Origin of the sequence: Plasticicumulans sp., from assembly GCF_035331805.1 — a bacterium.
In the GTDB taxonomy this organism is placed as follows: Bacteria; Pseudomonadota; Gammaproteobacteria; order Competibacterales; family Competibacteraceae; genus Plasticicumulans.
In genome coordinates this window covers 1-17,660 of sequence record NZ_DAOLKE010000041.1, presented here as the reverse complement: position 1 = coordinate 17,660, position 17,660 = coordinate 1, and the positions used below count along the sequence as shown (strand labels likewise).

The 17,660-nt window shown below is 69.1% G+C and carries 19 protein-coding genes and 4 tRNA genes; 22 read left to right on the top strand and 1 reads right to left on the bottom strand.

The window, feature by feature from the left end:
* The 4 genes from PKE44_RS05095 to PKE44_RS05080 form a co-directional block, all read left to right on the top strand.
* On the top strand, window positions 1–1,002 hold a 1,002-nt coding region (locus tag PKE44_RS05095; protein ID WP_324548681.1), incomplete at its 5' end, for a cbb3-type cytochrome c oxidase subunit I.
* On the top strand, window positions 1,002–1,139 hold the full coding sequence (locus PKE44_RS05090; RefSeq protein ID WP_324548679.1) for a hypothetical protein: 138 nt from the start codon (window positions 1,002–1,004) through the stop codon (window positions 1,137–1,139). The genes PKE44_RS05095 and PKE44_RS05090, both read left to right, overlap by 1 nt.
* Complete coding sequence (locus PKE44_RS05085) at window positions 1,136–1,684, top strand: cytochrome c oxidase assembly protein (RefSeq protein WP_324548677.1); 549 nt, start codon at window positions 1,136–1,138, stop codon at window positions 1,682–1,684. Before PKE44_RS05090 ends, PKE44_RS05085 begins: the two co-directional genes overlap by 4 nt.
* Before the next feature lie 25 nt (window positions 1,685–1,709).
* Window positions 1,710–2,591, top strand: a complete 882-nt coding sequence (locus PKE44_RS05080) for a cytochrome c oxidase subunit 3 (protein WP_324548675.1) — start codon at window positions 1,710–1,712, stop codon at window positions 2,589–2,591.
* A gap of 18 nt (window positions 2,592–2,609) precedes the next feature.
* Here PKE44_RS05080 and PKE44_RS05075 read toward each other — a convergent pair whose 3' ends face one another.
* Window positions 2,610–2,825 carry a twin transmembrane helix small protein gene (locus tag PKE44_RS05075; protein WP_324548673.1) on the bottom strand — a complete coding sequence of 72 codons (216 nt, stop codon included), beginning with the start codon at window positions 2,823–2,825 and terminating at the stop codon, window positions 2,610–2,612.
* Between the two features lie 66 nt (window positions 2,826–2,891).
* Between PKE44_RS05075 and PKE44_RS05070 the strand changes: the two genes are divergently transcribed.
* The 18 genes from PKE44_RS05070 to PKE44_RS04985 all read left to right on the top strand — a co-directional run bounded on the left by PKE44_RS05070 (window position 2,892) and on the right by PKE44_RS04985 (window position 17,522).
* Window positions 2,892–3,635 (top strand): SURF1 family protein, encoded by a 744-nt coding sequence (locus PKE44_RS05070; RefSeq protein ID WP_324548670.1) that lies wholly within the window; start codon window positions 2,892–2,894, stop codon window positions 3,633–3,635.
* Window positions 3,632–4,255: a cytochrome oxidase assembly protein gene (locus PKE44_RS05065; protein ID WP_324548668.1), complete on the top strand. Its 624-nt coding sequence runs from the start codon at window positions 3,632–3,634 to the stop codon at window positions 4,253–4,255. The genes PKE44_RS05070 and PKE44_RS05065 overlap by 4 nt, the downstream gene beginning before the upstream one ends.
* Window positions 4,256–4,260: 5 nt before the next feature.
* Window positions 4,261–5,325 carry a COX15/CtaA family protein gene (locus PKE44_RS05060; RefSeq protein ID WP_324548666.1) on the top strand — a complete coding sequence of 355 codons (1,065 nt, stop codon included), beginning with the start codon at window positions 4,261–4,263 and terminating at the stop codon, window positions 5,323–5,325.
* Window positions 5,322–6,257 carry a heme o synthase gene (gene cyoE, locus PKE44_RS05055; RefSeq protein ID WP_324548663.1) on the top strand — a complete coding sequence of 312 codons (936 nt, stop codon included), beginning with the start codon at window positions 5,322–5,324 and terminating at the stop codon, window positions 6,255–6,257. Before PKE44_RS05060 ends, cyoE begins: the two co-directional genes overlap by 4 nt.
* A gap of 270 nt (window positions 6,258–6,527) precedes the next feature.
* Window positions 6,528–7,976 carry a cytochrome-c oxidase, cbb3-type subunit I gene (gene ccoN, locus PKE44_RS05050; protein WP_324548661.1) on the top strand — a complete coding sequence of 483 codons (1,449 nt, stop codon included), beginning with the start codon at window positions 6,528–6,530 and terminating at the stop codon, window positions 7,974–7,976.
* A 21-nt stretch (window positions 7,977–7,997) separates the two neighbouring features.
* Window positions 7,998–8,732, top strand: a complete 735-nt coding sequence (gene ccoO, locus PKE44_RS05045) for a cytochrome-c oxidase, cbb3-type subunit II (RefSeq protein ID WP_324548659.1) — start codon at window positions 7,998–8,000, stop codon at window positions 8,730–8,732.
* 71 nt (window positions 8,733–8,803) lie between these two features.
* Window positions 8,804–9,025 carry a cbb3-type cytochrome c oxidase subunit 3 gene (locus PKE44_RS05040; protein ID WP_324548657.1) on the top strand — a complete coding sequence of 74 codons (222 nt, stop codon included), beginning with the start codon at window positions 8,804–8,806 and terminating at the stop codon, window positions 9,023–9,025.
* Window positions 9,022–9,957, top strand: a complete 936-nt coding sequence (gene ccoP, locus PKE44_RS05035; RefSeq protein ID WP_324548655.1) for a cytochrome-c oxidase, cbb3-type subunit III — start codon at window positions 9,022–9,024, stop codon at window positions 9,955–9,957. Before PKE44_RS05040 ends, ccoP begins: the two co-directional genes overlap by 4 nt.
* A 153-nt stretch (window positions 9,958–10,110) precedes the next feature.
* Window positions 10,111–11,514 carry a cytochrome c oxidase accessory protein CcoG gene (gene ccoG / locus PKE44_RS05030; RefSeq protein WP_324548653.1) on the top strand — a complete coding sequence of 468 codons (1,404 nt, stop codon included), beginning with the start codon at window positions 10,111–10,113 and terminating at the stop codon, window positions 11,512–11,514.
* A gap of 63 nt (window positions 11,515–11,577) precedes the next feature.
* Entirely contained in the window at window positions 11,578–12,396 is an 819-nt protein-coding gene (locus tag PKE44_RS05025; protein ID WP_324548651.1) for a FixH family protein, read from the top strand.
* Window positions 12,393–14,840 (top strand): heavy metal translocating P-type ATPase, encoded by a 2,448-nt coding sequence (locus PKE44_RS05020; protein ID WP_324548649.1) that lies wholly within the window; start codon window positions 12,393–12,395, stop codon window positions 14,838–14,840. The genes PKE44_RS05025 and PKE44_RS05020 overlap by 4 nt, the downstream gene beginning before the upstream one ends.
* 12 nt (window positions 14,841–14,852) lie before the next feature.
* On the top strand, window positions 14,853–15,104 hold the full coding sequence (gene ccoS / locus PKE44_RS05015) for a cbb3-type cytochrome oxidase assembly protein CcoS (protein WP_324548647.1): 252 nt from the start codon (window positions 14,853–14,855) through the stop codon (window positions 15,102–15,104).
* Window positions 15,105–15,242: 138 nt separating this feature from the next.
* Window positions 15,243–16,223, top strand: a complete 981-nt coding sequence (gene birA / locus PKE44_RS05010; protein WP_324548646.1) for a bifunctional biotin--[acetyl-CoA-carboxylase] ligase/biotin operon repressor BirA — start codon at window positions 15,243–15,245, stop codon at window positions 16,221–16,223.
* Entirely contained in the window at window positions 16,220–16,975 is a 756-nt protein-coding gene (locus tag PKE44_RS05005; protein ID WP_324548644.1) for a type III pantothenate kinase, read from the top strand. Before birA ends, PKE44_RS05005 begins: the two co-directional genes overlap by 4 nt.
* 61 nt (window positions 16,976–17,036) lie before the next feature.
* Window positions 17,037–17,112: transfer RNA gene (locus tag PKE44_RS05000), tRNA-Thr, on the top strand.
* A 73-nt stretch (window positions 17,113–17,185) separates the two neighbouring features.
* Window positions 17,186–17,270: transfer RNA gene (locus tag PKE44_RS04995), tRNA-Tyr, on the top strand.
* A gap of 79 nt (window positions 17,271–17,349) precedes the next feature.
* Window positions 17,350–17,423, top strand: a tRNA-Gly gene (locus PKE44_RS04990).
* 23 nt (window positions 17,424–17,446) lie between these two features.
* Window positions 17,447–17,522, top strand: a tRNA-Thr gene (locus PKE44_RS04985).
* Window positions 17,523–17,660 lie beyond the last annotated feature (138 nt).

Below are 17,660 nucleotides of genomic sequence, written 5' to 3'. Positions count from 1 at the left end.
TGGACCTGGCTGATCACCGCCTACCTGCTGATCGCGGTGATGCCGGTGCTGGCCGGGGCCGTGACCATGCTGCTGACCGACAAGTACTTCGGCACCAGCTTCTTCAACGCCGCCGGCGGCGGTGACCCGGTGATGTTCCAGCACATCTTCTGGTTCTTCGGGCATCCCGAGGTCTACATCATGATCCTGCCGGCCTTCGGGATCGTGTCGCAGATCATCCCGACCTTCGCACGCAAGCCGCTGTTCGGCTATGCGTCGATGGTCTACGCGACCGCGTCGATCGCGTTCCTGAGCTTCATCGTCTGGGGCCACCACATGTTCACGGTCGGCATGCCGCTCGCCGGCGAGCTGTTCTTCATGTACGCGACGATGCTGATCGCGGTGCCGACCGGCGTGAAGGTGTTCAACTGGATCAGCACGATGTGGCGCGGCTCGATGACCTTCGAGACGCCGATGCTGTTCGCGATCGCGTTCGTCGTGCTGTTCACGATCGGCGGCTTCTCGGGTCTGATGCTCGCGATCGCGCCGGCCGACTTCCAGTATCAGGACACCTACTTCGTCGTCGCACACTTCCACTACGTGCTGGTGCCGGGCGCGGTGTTCTCGATCATGGCCGCCGCGTATTACTGGCTGCCGAAGTGGACCGGCCACATGTACGACGAGAAGCTCGGCCGGCTGCATTTCTGGTGCTCGGCGATCGGCGTCAACATCCTGTTCTTCCCGCAGCACTTCCTCGGACTCGCCGGCATGCCGCGGCGCATCCCCGACTACGCGCTGCAGTTCGCCGAGTTCAACATGATCTCGTCGATCGGCGCGTTCATCTTCGGCTTCTCGCAGCTGATCTTCCTGTGGGTCGTGATCAAGTGCGTGCGCGGCGGCGAGCCGGCACCGGCCAAGCCCTGGGAGGGTGCGCACGGGCTGGAATGGACGGTGCCGTCGCCGGCGCCGCACCACACCTTCCAGACGCCGCCGCAGATCACCGAGGCGGAGGCGCACAGCTGATGGAGGCCGCGATGAACCCCGGCCTGCCCGATCCGCAGCCGCGCCGCCGCGCCGTGCGGCGCACCGTCATCACGCTGGTCGTGATCGCCGTGGCGTTCTACGCCGGCTTCATCTGGCTGGCGGCCCAGCGCGCATGAGCCCGCCGGTCCCGGCCGCGGCCGCCGGCGTGCAGCGCTCGATCCGGCGCACGCTGCTCGTCGTCGTGGCGATGTTCGGCTTCGGCTTCGCGCTGGTGCCGCTGTACGACGTGCTCTGTCAGGTCACCGGCCTCAACGGCAAGACGCGTGCGGCGGTTGCCGATGCCGCGCCGATGCCGGTCGATGAGGCGCGCACGGTGATCGTCGAGTTCATCGCCAGCGTCAACGACGAGGCGCCGTGGGAGTTCCGCCCGGATGTCACGCGCATCGAGGTGCATCCGGGGCGCTTCTACACGACGCACTTCTACGCGCGAAACCGCAGTGAAACGCCGCTGGCCGGCCAGGCCGTGCCGAGTGTCGCGCCGGGGCTGGCCTCGCTGCATTTCCACAAGATCGAATGCTTCTGCTTCAACCAGCAGCGTTTCGCGCCCGGCGAGGGGCGCGAGATGCCGGTGACCTTCCGCATCGATCCGCAGCTGCCGGCCGAGGTCGGCACCGTGACGCTGTCCTACACCTTCTTCCGGCTGCCCGGGCAGGGCGGCTGAAGCGCAACATCCCCGAGGGCGATCCATGAGCACGACGACGCACGACGCGCCATCCGCCGGCAGCTATTACGTGCCGCACAGCAGCCCCTGGCCGATCATCGGTTCGGTCGGCCTGTTCGTCACGATGATGGGCGGCGCCAACCTGCTGAACGGCCACGCGCCGACGCTGCTGTACTGCGGGCTGGCGGTGCTGATCGTGATGATGATCGGCTGGTTCAACAACGTCATCCGCGAGAGCCAGGCCGGCCTCTACAGCCCGCAGATGGACCGCTCGTTCCGCTGGGGCATGAGCTGGTTCATCTTCTCGGAAGTCATGTTCTTCGCGGCCTTTTTCGGCGCGCTGTTCTACGCGCGTGACTACGCGCTGCCGTGGCTCGACGGCACGTCCGCTTCCAAGCCGATGACGCACGAACTGCTGTGGCCGACCTTCGAGGAGCGCTGGCCGACCAACGGCCCGGGCCGCGTCGGCGGCACCTTCGAGGTCATGGGGCCGTGGGGCCTGCCGGCGCTGAACACGCTGATCCTGCTGTCGAGCGGCGCGACCGTGACCTGGGCGCACTGGGGACTGCTGAAGGGCAACCGCCGCCAGCTCTGCCTCGGGCTCGCCGCGACCGTCGGACTCGGCTTCCTGTTCGTCGCGCTGCAGGCGGTCGAGTACAGCCATGCCTACCAGCACATGAACCTGACGCTCGGCAGCGGCATCTACGGCTCGACCTTCTTCATGCTGACCGGCTTCCACGGGGCGCACGTGACCATCGGCGCGATCATGCTGACGGTCATGCTGCTGCGCTCGCTGGCCGGGCACTTCACGCCCGAGCACCACTTCGCGTTCGAGGCCGCGGCCTGGTACTGGCACTTCGTCGACGTGGTCTGGCTCGGACTGTTCGTGTTCGTGTACTGGTTCTGAGCCGGTGCCCGTCCGTCATCAGTGCACGCCGTGCGGCTGGACCAGACCGGCGGCCCAGGCGAGCAGCAGCAGCACGAACAGGCCGATCGACAGCGCGATGCGCACGGTCAGCGCGCGCACCAGCCGCTCGCTGCGCTCGCGCTCGCGCACCAGAAAGAACAGCCCGGAGCCGAGGCTCGCGACGATCGCGAGCAGCGCGGCGATGACGAGAACGCGGAACAGCACGATGGACATGAAGGGACTCCGCAGGTGCTTGCGCCCGAGTCTACGCGCCGGCCGCACCCGGCAGGAGCCACGCTGATGCCGCTGCGCCGCCTCGGCTGGCTGCTGCTGACCTGCGCCGTCGCTGCGGTCTTCGTGTCGCTCGGCTGCTGGCAGCTGCGCCGGGCCGACGAGAAGAGCGCGTGGCTTGCTGACTGGGACGCGCGTTCGCACCGCCCGGCCGTCGATCTGGCCACGCTCGATCCGGCCGCGGCCGGCAGCCGTTACCGGCGCGTCGAACTGCGCGGCGAATACCGCGCCGGGCACGAGTTCCTGCTGCTGAACCGCATGCGCGACGGTCGCGTCGGCATCGAGGCCTACACGCCCTTCGTGCCGGCCGGCGGCGGTGACTGGCTGCTGGTCAACCGCGGCTGGTACGAGAGTCCGCAGGCCCGCCCGAAGACCCCCGACGCTCCACCGGCCGGCGTGCAGACGATCCGCGGCCTGCTCGCGCAGCCGGCCAATCCGGGCCTGCGCCTCGGCACGATCGAAGTGGCCGGGCCGTGGCCGCAGCCGGTGGTCTGGCTCGATGCCCCCGCCGCGGCGCACGCGCTCGGGCACGGCGTGCTCGGAGCCGTGCTGCTGCTCGATGCCGGGCTGCCGGGCGGCTTCGTCCGCGACTGGCATCCGGACCCCGGCGAGTTCGGCCCCGAGCGCCACCGCGGCTATGCGCTGCAGTGGTTCGCGCTGGCGGTGACCGTCGTCTGTACCTGGATCGTCCTGAGCCGCCGGCAGCGCCGGCGCGATTCCCTTCCCGAGGCCCGAACGAGTCCGTCCGCATGAATCCGGAATTGACCCTGCTGCAGCTTCGCCCCGCGAGTGTGCGTCGCGCGCGTCTGCAACTGCTGCTGATCATCGCGCTGTTCGCCTTGCCGCTGGCGGTGGCGATCGGCCTGTTCGGCCAGTGGCGCCCGGCCGGCAGCGCCGAGCACGGCGAACTGCTGAACCCGGTGCGCGCGCTGTCACCGCTGTCGGCGCTCGCCACCGACGACACGCCGCTCGCGCCGGACTTCCTGCACGGGCGCTGGACGCTGGTGTATGTGGCCTCCGGCAGCGACTGCCCGGCGCTCTGTCGCGATGCGCTGTGGCGGCTGCGTCAGGTGCGCCTCGCCATCGGCCGCGACATCGACCGCGTGCAGCGCCTGGTGCTGTTCGCCTCGATGCCCGATGACGCGAGCCGCCAGTGGCTGGCGCGCGAGCATCCGGGGCTTGCAGCCGGCGCGGCCACGACTGAGGCCCGCACGGAATTCACCGGGGGCTGGCGCACGGACGGGCGTCCCGGCGGCTGGATCTACCTCGTCGATCCGCACGGCAATCTGGTGTTGCGCTACGCCGCCGACGGCGAGGCCGGCGGCATGCTGAAGGACCTGACCCGCTTGTTGAAGCTCTCGCAGATCGGCTGATTCCCATGCAGACCCTGTCGCCCGCAGTTTCCCTGACCTCCGCCGCAGCGCCTGCCGTGCCGGGCCGGCGGCTGGCGTTTTCGCAGCTGGCCATCGCGGCCTGCGTGCTGGCGCTGTGCGTGGTCGTGCTCGGTGCATATGTGCGCCTGTCGCACGCCGGCCTCGGCTGTCCGGACTGGCCGGGCTGCTACGGCCACCTCGATGTACCGGAATCGGTCCGGCACATCGAGGCCGCCAACGCCGCGTGGCCGGACCGCCCGGTCGAGCCGGAGAAGGCCTGGAAGGAGATGATCCACCGCTATGCGGCCGGCACGCTCGGGCTGCTGATCCTCGCGCTCGCCGTGAGTGCCTGGCGCCGGCGGCATGAGCCGGGGCAGATGCTGGCCCTGCCGCTGGCGCTGGTCGCCCTGGTGCTGTTCCAGGCGCTGCTCGGCATGTGGACCGTGACACTGCTGCTGAAGCCGCTGATCGTGCTCGGACACCTGCTCGGCGGGCTGGCGACGCTCGGGCTGCTGTTCTGGCTGGCGCTGCGCCAGTCCGGCTGGCAGCCGCGTCCGGTCGAAGCCGAACGCCGCCGGCTCGGCGGCTGGGCGCTGCTGGCGCTCGTGGTGCTGATCGTGCAGATCGCGCTCGGCGGCTGGACCAGCACCAACTATGCGGCGCTCGCCTGCCCGGACCTGCCGACCTGTCAGGGCCGCTGGTGGCCGCCGACCGATTTCGCCGATGCCTACCTGCCGTGGCGCGGACTCGGCATCAACTACGAGGGCGGCGTGCTCGACAACGAGGCGCGCATGACCATCCACGTCATGCACCGCGTCGGCGCGCTGCTCGCACTCGCCGTGCTCGGCGCGCTGGCGTGGCGGCTGGCGCGAAGCCTCGATGCCGGCCTGCGCCGTGGCGGCTGGCTGCTGTTCGCCGCGCTCGTGGCGCAGTTGCTGCTCGGCTTCGGCAACGTGCTGCTGTCGCTGCCGCTGCCGGTCGCGGTCGCCCACAACGCCGGGGCGGCCGTACTGCTGCTGGTCGTGCTCGGCCTGAACCACCTGCTGCATCCGCGGAGACTGCCCGCATGAGCGCATCCCCTTCGTCCCGGCTGCTGGTGCCCGGCGCCGGTGCCGGCTGGCGCGATTACTACGAGCTGACCAAGCCGCGCGTCGTCGCGCTGATCACGTTCACGGCCATGGTCGGCATGTTCCTCGCGACCCCGGACATGGTGCCGTGGCCGGTGCTGGTGTTCGGCTCGGCCGGCATCGCGGCGATGGCCGGCGCGGCGGCGGCGGTCAACCACGTCGTCGACCGGCGCATCGACGCGATCATGGCGCGCACGCGCCGCCGGCCGCTGCCGACCGGGCATCTCGACGGCCGTCAGGCGCTCGCCTTCGCGAGCCTGCTCGGCGCGGCCGGCTTCGCGCTGCTGCTTGCGGCGACCAACACGCTGACCGCGTGGCTGACCTTCGCGTCGCTGCTCGGCTACGCGGTCGTCTACACGATGTTCCTCAAGCGCGCGACGCCGCAGAACATCGTCATCGGCGGCGCGGCCGGCGCCGCGCCGCCGCTGCTCGGCTGGACGGCGGTGAGCGGGCAGGTCGACGGCGGGGCGCTGCTGCTGTTCCTGATCGTGTTCGTGTGGACGCCGCCGCACTTCTGGGCGCTGGCGATCCACCGGCGCGAGGACTACGCGCGCGCCGAAGTGCCGATGCTGCCGGTCACGCACGGGGTCGAGTACACGCGCCTGCAGGTGCTGCTGTACACGGTCGTGCTGGTGCTGGTGACGCTGCTGCCGTGGCTGACCGGTGTCGCCGGGCCGCTGTACCTCGCCGGCGCGCTCGGGCTCGGCGCGCGCTTCCTGTGGCTCGCCGCGCGGCTGTACCTGAGCCGCGAGGACCGGCACGCACTGCCGGTGTTCCTGTACTCGATCGTCTACCTGTTCGCGCTGTTCGCGGTGCTGATGGTCGATCACTACCTGTTCACGATCCTGAAGCAGGTGCAGCGGCTGGTGATCTGAGCACGCCGCACCGTGCCGCCACCCCCGCTTCCGGGCCCCGGAAGCGGGGGTTTCCGCTTTGAGGGTATGGACGTGAACATGCCCGGCGGCGGCATTTCGCATCGCGGGGCAAATGCGTCACGGAGACCAAACTGCGATTGAGGGAATTGATTAACCTCAAGTAACATGCCGGGCCGCTCAAGACCCCGCGGCGAGAGCCCTGCCGGAGCACCGCACCCGGCAGGGCCCGTTCGTTTTCTGTCCAGCCTGCAGCATCGGGAGTATCGGGATATGGCCCATAGCGCAGCGGCGCCCGCCGAGCAGTACAACTACGACATCGTGCGCAAGTTCACGATCATGGCCATGGTGTGGGGTGTGCTCGGCATGAGTGCCGGCCTCTACGCCGCCAGCGAGCTGGCCTGGCCCTTCCTGAACTTCGACATCCCGCAGATCACCTTCGGTCGCCTGCGTCCGGTGCACACGACGCTCGTGATCTTCGGCTTCGGCGGCTGTGCGCTGTTCGCCACCTCGTACTACGTCGTGCAGCGTACCTGTCAGGCGCGCCTGCCGAGCAACGTGCTGGCGGACTTCACGTTCTACGGCTGGAACGCGGGCGTGCTGCTCGGCGTGCTGAGCTACATGGCCGGCTTCTCGCAGGGCAAGGAGTACGCCGAGTTCGAGTGGCCGCTGGACCTGGCGATCGTCGCCGTCTGGGTCGTGTACTTCTACAACTTCGTGTCCGTGATCGTGCGCCGCTCGCAGCCGCACATCTATGTCGCGAACTGGTTCTATCTCGCCTTCATCCTCGCGACGGCGATCCTGCACATCTTCAACAACATCTCGGTGCCGGTGTCGCTGACCAAGTCGTACTCGATGTACGCCGGCGTGCAGGACGCGATGACGCAGTGGTGGTACGGCCACAACGCGGTCGGCTTCTTCCTGACCGCGGCCTTCCTCGGAATGATGTACTACTTCGTGCCGAAGCAGGCCGGCCGGCCGGTGTACTCGTACCGGCTGTCGATCATCCACTTCTGGGCGCTGATCTTCCTGTACATGTGGGTCGGTGCGCACCACCTGCACTGGACCGCGCTGCCGGACTGGGTCTCGACGCTGTCGGCGACCTTCTCGGTGCTGCTGCTGCTGCCGTCCTGGGGCGGCATGATCAACGGCATCATGACGCTGTCGGGAGCCTGGGACAAACTGCGCTCCGACCCGATCATGCTGTTCCTGATCACCTCGATGTCCTTCTACGGCATGTCGACCTTCGAAGGTCCGCTGATGTCGCTGAAGAGCGTCAACGCGCTGTCGCACTACACCGACTGGACCATCGGCCACGTGCACTCCGGTGCGCTCGGCTGGGTGGCGCTGGTCAGCTTCGGTTCGTTCTACCACCTGTTCCCGCGCCTGTACGACACGCGCATCCACAGCACCAAGCTGATCTACGTGCACTTCTGGCTCGCGACGGTCGGCATCGTGCTGTACATCACCTCGATGTGGGTCGCCGGCATCGGCCAGGGCCTGATGCTGCGTGGCTTCGATGACTACGGCAACCTCGCCTACAGCTTCATCGAGACCGTCGAGTTCCTGCACAAGCCCTACGTGTGGCGCGCCATCGGCGGTGCGTTCTTCGTCGCCGGCATCCTGCTGATGGCTTACAACCTCGTGATGACCGCGCTCGATGCGCGTCGCGAGCGCAGCAAGCTCGAAGCCAAGCTCGCGGCCAAGCTGGCCCGCACCTGATCCGACTGGAGTCCAAGCGACATGAGACACGAGCATATTGAGGTCAACTCCGGCCTGATGATCGCGCTGGTGCTGGCCGTCATCAGCATCGGCGGTCTGGTCGAGATCGTGCCCCTGTACTTCATCAACGACACCGTCGAGAAGGTCGACGGCGTGCGCCCGTACACGCCGCTCGAACTGCGCGGTCGCGACATCTACGTGCGCGAGGGCTGCTTCCTGTGCCACTCGCAGATGATCCGGCCGTTCCGTGACGAGTGGCTGCGCTACGGCCACTACTCGCTGGCCGCCGAGAGCAAGTACGACCACCCGTTCCAGTGGGGCTCGAAGCGCACCGGTCCGGATCTGGCGCGCGTCGGCAACAAGTTCTCGAACCAGTGGCACGTGCAGCATCTGGTCAAGCCGACCTCGGTCGTGCCCGAGTCGATCATGCCGAACTACCCGTGGCTGCTCGATACCGAGCTCGACTACACCGATGTCGCCGATCGCATGAAGGCGCTGCGCTACACCGGCGTGCCCTACTCGCTGACGCAGGCCGAGTACGAAAAGAACGTCAAGGACTTCGGCAAGGTGGTGGCCGACCAGCTCGACATCAGCCAGGCCAAGGACAACCTGATGAAGCAGGCGCGCACCTTCAACTACGACGGCCTGCCGGACCGCGTCACCGAGATGGAGGCGCTGGTCGCCTACCTGCAGGTGCTCGGCACGATGGTCGACTTCAGCAAGTACGACGAAGGCTACTTCGCGAACTTCCGCTGAGCATTCGGTGATTCGGCGAACGGGCCGCGCCCCGGCGACGGGGCGGGCCCGGATGATTCGGTAGGCGCGACGTGTTCGACTGGCTGTCCTGGTTCACCCGTCTCGACAACAGCAAGATCTTCTCGCTGCTGCTGTTCTTCGGGACCTTCTGCGGAATCGTGATCTACGTCTTCGGCAGCCGCCGCCGCGGCCGCCGGCTGGAGTCGTACAAGCACATTCCGTTTCAGGACGACGAGCCGGCTGACCGGCATGACGCGCCCGCGCACAAGGCGACGGACGGTGACGAACGATGAGTGACACGACGACGACAACGAGCACGCCCGGGGCGGTGCAGACCACCGGTCACGCCTGGGACGGTGACCTGCAGGAGTTCAACAATCCGCTGCCGCGCTGGTGGCTGTGGTCGTTCTACGCGACCGTGGTCTTTGCGGTGTTCTACTGGTTCGCGTATCCGGCCTGGCCCTTCGGCAAGACCTGGACCAAGGGCTTCACGACCGCGACCTACACCGAGGGCGGCCAGTCGCACACGATGCGCTGGAACACGCGCAGCGCCCTGCTCGAAGACCTCGACAGCGGCTCGGATGCCAAGCGCCAGCGCCAGTACCTCGACAAGATCGCGCAGACCGATTACGCGGCGATCGCCAAGGACCCGCAGATGGTCGCGTTCGTGAACCAGGCCGGCAAGCGCCTGTTCGAGACCAACTGCTCGGCCTGCCATGGCCGCGGCGGTCAGGGCGTGGTCGGGCTGTTCCCGAACCTCGTCGACGACGACTGGCTGTGGGGCGGCAGCTACCAGGCCATCGAGACGACGCTCAAGCACGGCCGCAACGGCTACATGCCGGCCTTCGGCAGCGTGCTGAACGCCACGCAGATCGACGATGTCGCGAACTACGTGCTGTCGCTGTCCGGCGTCGTGCCGTCCAGCGAGGCCAGCGCCCGCGGCCAGAAGATCTTCACCGGCGCCACCGGCGGCTGCTACATGTGCCACGGCGACGACGGCAAGGGCATCAAGTCGATGGGTGCGGCGAACCTGACCGACAAGATCTGGACGATCGCCAACGTCCCGGCTGCCCAGAGCCCCGCCGACAAGCTCGCGGCGGTCAGGGCGGTGATCGGCAGCGGCGTGCAGAACGTGCGCAAGATGCCGGCCTGGGGCGAGCGCCTCAGTGCCGCCGAGATCAAGCTGATGGCCGTCTACGTGCATCAGCTCGGCGGCGGCCAGTAAGCAAGCCGGACGGGTTCCGGCAGCGGACGAGTGCGAACCGTCAGTGCCCTGGCGCCGCCCGGCGGCGATGCTTGACGGCTCCGTCCCACCTCCGGCGGCGACCGCAGTGCCTGCGCTGCGGTCGCCGTGCCGTTACGACCACCCGGAAAGTCCATGGCCGAAGAAGCACAGCTCTACCAGAAGCGTCTGGCGATCCATCCCCGCTCCGTCGAAGGGCGGTTCCGCAAGCTCAAGACCGGCGTCGTGCTGCTCGCCTACGGTGTCTACTTCCTGCTGCCGTGGCTGCGCTGGTCGCGGCCGACCGGCGTCAACCAGGCGGTGCTGTTCGACCTGCCGGGCCGGCGCTTCTACCTGTTCGATCTGGTCGTGCAGGCGCAGGACATCTTCTGGCTCGCCGGCCTGCTGGTGATCGCCGCGACGCTGCTGTTCTTCGTGACCGGTCTGGCCGGGCGCGTCTGGTGCGGCTACTTCTGCTTCCAGACGCTCTGGACCGATGTGTTCATCATGATCGAGCAGGCGATCCAGGGCGAACGCCCGGCGCGCCTGCGGCTGGCGAAGCAGCCCTGGGATGCCGAGAAGCGCCGCAAGATGCTGCTGACCTGGGCGTCCTGGCTGGGCGTGGCCTTCCTGACCGGCCTGACCTTCACGCTGTACTGGGCCGATGCGCCGACGCTGGTCGGTGAGTTCCTGACCGGGGCCGCGCCGTTTGCGGCCTATGCGACCACCGGCTTCCTGACCGCGACCACCTTCGTGATGGCCGGGCTCGCGCGCGAGCAGGTCTGCACCTACATGTGTCCGTACGCGCGCTTCCAGAGCGCGATGTTCGATCGCGACACGCTGATCATCTCCTACGACCCGCGCCGCGGCGAGCGCACGGCCGGTCGCGCCAAGCTGGGGCGCGATCTCAAGACCCGGGACGAGCGCATGGCCGCCGGCGTCGGCGACTGCGTCGACTGCGGCTACTGCGTGCAGGTCTGCCCGGTCGGCATCGACATCCGCCGCGGCCTGCAGTACCAGTGCATTTCCTGCGCGCTGTGCGTCGATGCCTGCGACACGGTCATGGACAAGCTCGAATGGCCGCGCGGGCTGATCAAGTACACCTCCGACAACTCGCTCAACGACCGCCCGACCCGGCTGCTGAAGCCGAAGAACATCGGCTACGCGCTGGTGCTGATGCTGACGATCGCGATGCTCGGCTGGAGCATCGCCAACCGCGCCGCCCTCGATGCCGTGGTCGAGCAGATCCGCCAGCCGCTGTCGGTGCAGCTCTCCGATGGCCGCGTGCAGAACAGCTACGAGATCAAGCTCAACAGCAAGGTCGCGCAGCCCGGGCGCCTGCGCATCGCGATCGAGGGCCTGCCCGGAGCCGAGCTCGACATGGAGGGGCTCGAAACCATCGAACTCGGTGCCGAACAGCGCCTGCGCCTGCCGGCGAAGGTGCGCGCCATGCCGGTCGCCGGCCGGGAGCGCCAGAGCTTCGAGTTCGTCATCACGCCGCTGTCGGGGCTCGGAACCGAACCGATCCGCCGCCCGGCGGCCTTCTATGCGGGCCAGTGACGCCGGTGCGCCGGCACGCGGCCCGGGGCCGGTGGCGACGAGCACACCGGCAGGAATCGTGACATGACTGATCTGCTGTCCTCGCTGATCGGCGGTGCGGCGCTGATCGCGCTGGCCAACTGGCTGCTCGGGCGCTTCACCCGCCTCGGTCCGCACCTCGCCGGCGCCGTCGTCGCCCTCGCGACGCTCGGCATCTACGTGCCCTGGGCGATCCTCGACTGGCCCGGGGGCGACCTGTTCGCGATCCACGTCGCGATCTATCTGGTCGTGTCCGCGATCTTCGCGCTGGTCGGCGGCGCGCGCCCGGCACTCGCCGGCACGGCGCGCTTCCCGCTCGGTCCGAGCGTGATCGTCGGCTTCTTCGTGCTGCTGGTCGCGGCCGACTCGGTGTTCGTGACGCTGGCCGAACGCGGCCTGTCCTCGCCGCTGGCGCGGCTGCTGCTGCCGCCGACCGCCGAGGACGCGCGCGTGGTCAACTCCGGCTTCCCCGGCGTCATGTCGCACGACTTCCAGAAGAAGGAAGAGCTGTACAACCGCTACCTCGAACAGGTCGAGCGCCAGCGCGCACGCGGCTGGCAGGTGCAGAAGGGCTGGGTCTCGGACCCGCACGCCGGCGAGGCGGCGCGGCTGCAGATCGCCGTCACCGACCGCGACGGCCGGCCGCTGCGCGGGGCGCTCGTGCGCGGCGAGTTCCTGCGCCCGGCCGACAGCCGGCTCGATCTCGACTTCGAGATGGACGAGGTCGATGCCGGCGTCTATCGCGCCGCCGTGACGCTGCCGGCCCCCGGCACCTGGAATCTGGTGCTGGAAATCCGCAAGGGCGAGGACCTGCACGAGGTGCGCGCCAGCACGCGCGTGCGCGCCGGCGGAGACGGTTCATGAACGCCCCCGAGGCCAGCCTGACTGCCGTCAGCGATGCCGGCGCCGGCGACTGCTTCCACTGCGGCCTGCCGGTGCCGCCGGAAACGCGCTTCCACGTCGTCGTCGACGGCGCCGGGCGGCGGCTCTGCTGCCACGGCTGCGAGGCGGTCGCGCAGGCGATCGTCGCGGCCGGGCTGACCGACTACTACCGCCACCGCACGACGATCTCGCGCCGGGCCGAGGATCTCGTGCCCGAGCAGCTGCGCGGCATGGAGCTCTACGACCGCACCGACCTGCAGCAGAGCTTCGTGCGCGCCGAGGCCGGCGGCACGGTGCGCGAGGCCTCGCTGATCCTCGAAGGCATCGTCTGTGCGGCCTGCGTCTGGCTCAACGAACGCCACGTCGGCGCGATTCCGGGCGTGCTGGAATTCCGCGTCAACTACTCGACCCACCGCGCGCACCTGCGCTGGGACGATGCCCGCGTGCAGCTGAGCACGGTCCTGAAGGCGATCGCCGCGATCGGCTACGTCGCGCATCCGTTCGATCCGGGCCGGCAGGAGGCGCTGCTCAAGCGCGAGCGCTCGAAGGCGCTGCGCCGGGTCGCGGTCGCCGCGCTCGGCTCGATGCAGGTCATGATGCTCGCCGTCGGCATGTACGCCGGCAGCTGGTACGGCATGGACGAGGAATGGCGGCATTTCTTCCGCTGGATCAGTCTCGTGATCGCGCTGCCGACCGTCGCCTATGCCGGTGCGCCGTTCTTCAGCGCCGCGCTGCGCGATCTGCGCAACCGCCGCCTCGGCATGGACGTGCCGATCGTGCTCGCCGTCGTGCTCGCGACCATCGCCAGCGTCTGGTACACGATCTTCGGCGGCGGCGAGGTCTATTACGACTCGGTGACGATGTTCATCTTCTTCCTGCTCAGCGCGCGCTTCCTGGAAATGGGCGCCCGCCACCGCGCCGCGCAGGTGTCCGAGGAACTCACCCGCATCCTGCCGGCGACCGCGACCCGCATCGGTCCCGGAGGCGACGAGGTCGTGCCGGTGGCCGAACTCGCAGCCGGCGACGAGGTGCGCGTGCGGCCCGGCGAGACGATTCCGGCCGATGGCAGCGTGCTCGACGGGGCGAGCAGCGTCGATGAATCGCTGCTGACCGGCGAGAGCCTGCCGCAGGCCCGCACGGTCGGCGATGCCGTGATCGGCGGCTCGGTCAACGTCGAAAGCCCGCTGCGCGTGCGCGTCGAGCGCGTCGGGGCCGACAGCGTGCTGTCGTCGATCGTGCGCCTGCTCGATCGCGCGCAGAGCGAGAAGCCGCGCATCGCCGCGCTTGCCGACCGCATCGCCGGGCACTTCGTCGCCGTGCTGCTGCTGGTGTCGTTGCTGGTCTGGGCCTGGTGGTGGCAGCACGAACCGGCGCGCGCCTTCCCGATCGTGCTCGCGATCCTGGTCGTGACCTGTCCGTGCGCGCTCGGTCTGGCGACACCGGCCGCGATCACCGCCGCGACCGGCGCGCTGACGCGCATCGGCCTGCTGACCACGCGCGGCCACGCGCTCGAAACCCTGGCACGCGCGACGCACGTGGTGTTCGACAAGACCGGCACGCTGACCATCGGCCGGCTGCGCCTGGTCGATACCGTGGCGGTGCGCGCGGGGCTCACGGCCGATGAGGCGCTCGAACTCGCGGCAGCGCTCGAATGCGGCTCCGAACACCCGGTCGGGCAGGCGATCGTCGATGCCGCGCGCGGCACGCGGCGCGCGCTCGATCTTCGCAACACCCCGGGCCACGGCGTCGAGGGCACGATCGACGGCCGCGTCTACCGGATCGGCAAGCCGGCTGCCGCAGCCGAGCCGCCGCAGGCAAGCGATGCCGAAGCCTCGACCTGGGTCGTGCTCGCCGATGCCGAAGGAACCCTCGCGTGGCTGCGCTTCGCCGACCGCCTGCGTCCGGATGCCCCCGAGACGGTCGGGCGGCTGCGGGCTGCCGGGCTCGAAGTCTGGCTGCTGTCCGGCGACCGGCCGGCGGCGGTTGCGGCCATCGCCGCCGAGGCCGGCATCGCCCACGCCGAAGGCGGGCTGCTGCCGGCGGACAAGCTCGCGCGCATCGAGGCACTGCAGCAGGGCGGGGCGGTGGTGGCGATGGTCGGCGACGGCATCAACGATGCGCCGGTGCTCGCGGCGGCCAGCGTCTCGATTGCGATGGGTTCGGGCACGCAGCTCGCGCATGCCTCGGCCGACATGATCCTGCTGTCCTCGGGGCTCGGACATCTCGTCGACGGCGTCACCACCGCACGGCGCACGCTGGCGATCATCCGCCAGAACCTCGCCTGGTCGATCGGCTACAACGTGCTGGCCGTGCCGGCCGCCGCCGCCGGCTGGATCGCCCCCTGGCTGTCGGCGATCGGCATGTCGGCGAGTTCGCTGCTCGTCGTCGTCAATGCGCTGCGCCTGCGCGCGCGCCGCCGGGCCTGAGGGAGCGCCAGCATGGAAATCCTGTACCTGCTGATCCCGCTCGCGATCGCAATCATGCTGGTCGCGGTGTGGGCCTTCGTCTGGTCGGTGAAGTCCGGCCAGTTCGATGACCTCGAAGGTCCGGCGCACCGCATCCTGATGGACGACGACGACCCGATGATCCCGCGTCCCGAGCCGTCCGCCGACAAACCTTCCGGACCCTCCAGACCTTCCGCTTCCCCGGAAGCTTCCCGGCCGTCCGCTGCGCGTGACGGCGATGCCTGAAGTATCATCCGACCCTCACCGCCCAAGGAGTCATGTCCATGTTCACGTTCGAGAACTTTTCCCTGGTGATCATCATTGCCCTGATCATCCTGTCCTGGCTGAGCTTCTTCTCGGTCATCCTCTGACGGCAGGCCGGTCGTGCCGGCACGCGCCGCGCAGCTGCTGGAGCGCCTCGCCGATGGCGGCTTCCGTTCCGGCGAGGTGCTGGCAGCCGAACTCGGCATCAGCCGGGCGGCGGTCTGGAAGCTCGTGCGCGGCTGGCAGGCGCGCGGCCTCGACATCCAGGCCGTGCGCGGGCGCGGCTACCGGCTGGCCCGTCCGCTCGAACTGCTCGACGCCGGGCTGATCCAGGCCCGGCTCGACGAGACCGCCGCGGCCCGCCTCGGGCCGCTCGAAGTGCTCGCCGAAACCGATTCGACCAACACCCGGCTCGCGCAGCTGGCGCGCAGCGGCCTGCCGGCGGGCGCGGTCTGTCTGGCCGAAAGCCAGCGCGCCGGCCGCGGCCGGCTCGGCCGGCAGTGGATCTCGCCGTACGCAGCCAACCTGTACCTGTCGGTGCTGTGGCGCTTCGCGCTGCCGCCCGCCGCGCTCGCCGGGCTGTCGCTCGCGATCGGCGTGGCACTGGCGCGTTCGCTCGAACGCTTCGGCGTCGGCGGCCACGGCCTCAAGTGGCCGAATGACCTGCTGTGGGACGCCCGCAAGCTCGGCGGCGTGCTGCTCGAATTCGGCGGCGAGAGCGAAGGCTGCAGCCACGTCATCATCGGTGTCGGCGTGAACGTCGCGATGCCGGAGTCCGCCGGCGGCACGATCGACCAGCCGTGGATCGACCTGGCGACAGTGCTCGGGCGCACGCATGTCTCCCGCAACCGGCTCGCGGCGCTGCTGCTGTCCGAGATTGCCATCGCCTGCACGGCCTTCGGCGAGTCGGGGCTCGACAGCTTCCAGTCCGACTGGCAGCGCTGGGACGCGGTCGCCGGCCGGCCGGTGCGGCTGCTGTGGCCGGGTCACGTCGTCGAGGGCATCGCACGCGGCATCGCGGCCGACGGCGAACTGCAGCTCGATACCGCCAGCGGCCGGCGCAGCTTCGCGATCGGCGAACTGAGCCTGAGGCCGGCATGACGGCCCGGCTGCTGATCGATGCCGGCAACACCCGGCTGAAGTGGCGCCTCGATGCCGAAGACGGGCCGCGGATCGCCGGCTGCCTCGTGCATCGCGACCGCCCGCTGGCCGAGGCCCTTGCCGAACTCCCGGACGCGCTCGCACGGCCTTCGGCGATCTGGTGCGGCAGCGTCGCCGGCAGCCACTTCGACGCCGCGCTGGATGCTGCGCTGCGGGCACGCTGGAGCCTGTCGCCGACCTTCGTGCAGGCGACGGCCGCGGCCGGCGGCATCGTCAGTGCCTATGCCGAGCCGGCGCGCATGGGGGTCGACCGCTGGCTGGCCATGATCGGTGCGCGCGCACGCACACGGCGGGCCTGCTGCGTGATCGATGCCGGCACGGCCGTGACCGTCGATGCGCTCGCCGCGGACGGCCGGCATCTGGGCGGCACGATCCTGCCCGGCCTGCAGCTGATGCGTACCGCGCTGTACGGCAACACCCGCCGCATCCCCGCCGGGCCGGTGCCGGCCACGCCCTCAGGTCTCGGTCGCGACACGGCCGCCTGTGTGGCCGCCGGCGTGCGGCATGCCGTCGTCGGCGGCATCACCGGCAGCGTCCAGAGCGCCGGAGCCGGGGCGGGCGAGGGTCTGCACTGTCTGCTGACCGGTGGCGATGGCGCCTTCCTCGCGCCGCTGCTGCCGTTCGCGGTCGAGCTCGTGCCGGATCTGGTGCTCGACGGGCTGGCGCGGCTGGCCGGTTCCGCAGGCGCCTGAGCGGTTTGCGGGCGCTCGCCGGCTTCGTCTACACTGCGCGCCCCGTGGCGTTGCCGGGCACGCTGGCGTAGCTCAGTCGGTAGAGCAGCTGTCTTGTAAACAGCAGGTCGTCCGTTCGATCCGGACCGCCAGCACCAGATATCCGGAAGAAGTCGCAGGAAGTAGTGTTGACGGGTCCGGAAGTGCACGGCAGAATGCGCGTCCTGTTTTGGAGGGGTTCCCGAGCGGTCAAAGGGAGCAGACTGTAAATCTGCCGGCTCAGCCTTCGAAGGTTCGAATCCTTCCCCCTCCACCAAATTTGTCTTGATCCGGTTTTGACCAGTTGCCATCCGTTGCAGTCAGCGTGGCGGCGGGGGCGCAAAAGCTCTGGCAGGGCGGGTGTAGTTCAATGGTAGAACCTCAGCCTTCCAAGCTGATGGTGTGGGTTCGATTCCCATCACCCGCTCCAATCGGTCGCTGTTTCGTTTCAAGGCCCATGTAGCTCAGTCGGTAGAGCACGTCCTTGGTAAGGACGAGGTCACCAGTTCGAATCTGGTCATGGGCTCCACCGCCTGTTCCCTGTCTGTTCGTCTCAAGAAATCGTCAAGCATCCCGCGTGATCATCGGGGAGAGTTCGCAATGGCCAAAGAGAAATTCGAGCGCAAGAAGCCGCACGTGAACGTGGGCACGATCGGTCACGTCGACC

Excerpts from the sequence above, each read along its gene's own strand:
- PKE44_RS05090 (WP_324548679.1), top strand. The coding sequence starts at position 1,002 with ATGGAGGCCGCGATGAACCCCGGCCTGCCCGATCCGCAGCCGCGCCGC.
- PKE44_RS05085 (WP_324548677.1), top strand. The coding sequence starts at position 1,136 with ATGAGCCCGCCGGTCCCGGCCGCGGCCGCCGGCGTGCAGCGCTCGATC.
- PKE44_RS05080 (WP_324548675.1), top strand. The coding sequence starts at position 1,710 with ATGAGCACGACGACGCACGACGCGCCATCCGCCGGCAGCTATTACGTG.
- PKE44_RS05075 (WP_324548673.1), bottom strand. The coding sequence starts at position 2,825 with ATGTCCATCGTGCTGTTCCGCGTTCTCGTCATCGCCGCGCTGCTCGCG.
- PKE44_RS05070 (WP_324548670.1), top strand. The coding sequence starts at position 2,892 with ATGCCGCTGCGCCGCCTCGGCTGGCTGCTGCTGACCTGCGCCGTCGCT.
- PKE44_RS05065 (WP_324548668.1), top strand. The coding sequence starts at position 3,632 with ATGAATCCGGAATTGACCCTGCTGCAGCTTCGCCCCGCGAGTGTGCGT.
- PKE44_RS05060 (WP_324548666.1), top strand. The coding sequence starts at position 4,261 with ATGCAGACCCTGTCGCCCGCAGTTTCCCTGACCTCCGCCGCAGCGCCT.
- cyoE (WP_324548663.1), top strand. The coding sequence starts at position 5,322 with ATGAGCGCATCCCCTTCGTCCCGGCTGCTGGTGCCCGGCGCCGGTGCC.
- ccoN (WP_324548661.1), top strand. The coding sequence starts at position 6,528 with ATGGCCCATAGCGCAGCGGCGCCCGCCGAGCAGTACAACTACGACATC.
- ccoO (WP_324548659.1), top strand. The coding sequence starts at position 7,998 with ATGAGACACGAGCATATTGAGGTCAACTCCGGCCTGATGATCGCGCTG.
- ccoP (WP_324548655.1), top strand. The coding sequence starts at position 9,022 with ATGAGTGACACGACGACGACAACGAGCACGCCCGGGGCGGTGCAGACC.
- ccoG (WP_324548653.1), top strand. The coding sequence starts at position 10,111 with ATGGCCGAAGAAGCACAGCTCTACCAGAAGCGTCTGGCGATCCATCCC.
- PKE44_RS05025 (WP_324548651.1), top strand. The coding sequence starts at position 11,578 with ATGACTGATCTGCTGTCCTCGCTGATCGGCGGTGCGGCGCTGATCGCG.
- PKE44_RS05020 (WP_324548649.1), top strand. The coding sequence starts at position 12,393 with ATGAACGCCCCCGAGGCCAGCCTGACTGCCGTCAGCGATGCCGGCGCC.
- ccoS (WP_324548647.1), top strand. The coding sequence starts at position 14,853 with ATGGAAATCCTGTACCTGCTGATCCCGCTCGCGATCGCAATCATGCTG.
- PKE44_RS05005 (WP_324548644.1), top strand. The coding sequence starts at position 16,220 with ATGACGGCCCGGCTGCTGATCGATGCCGGCAACACCCGGCTGAAGTGG.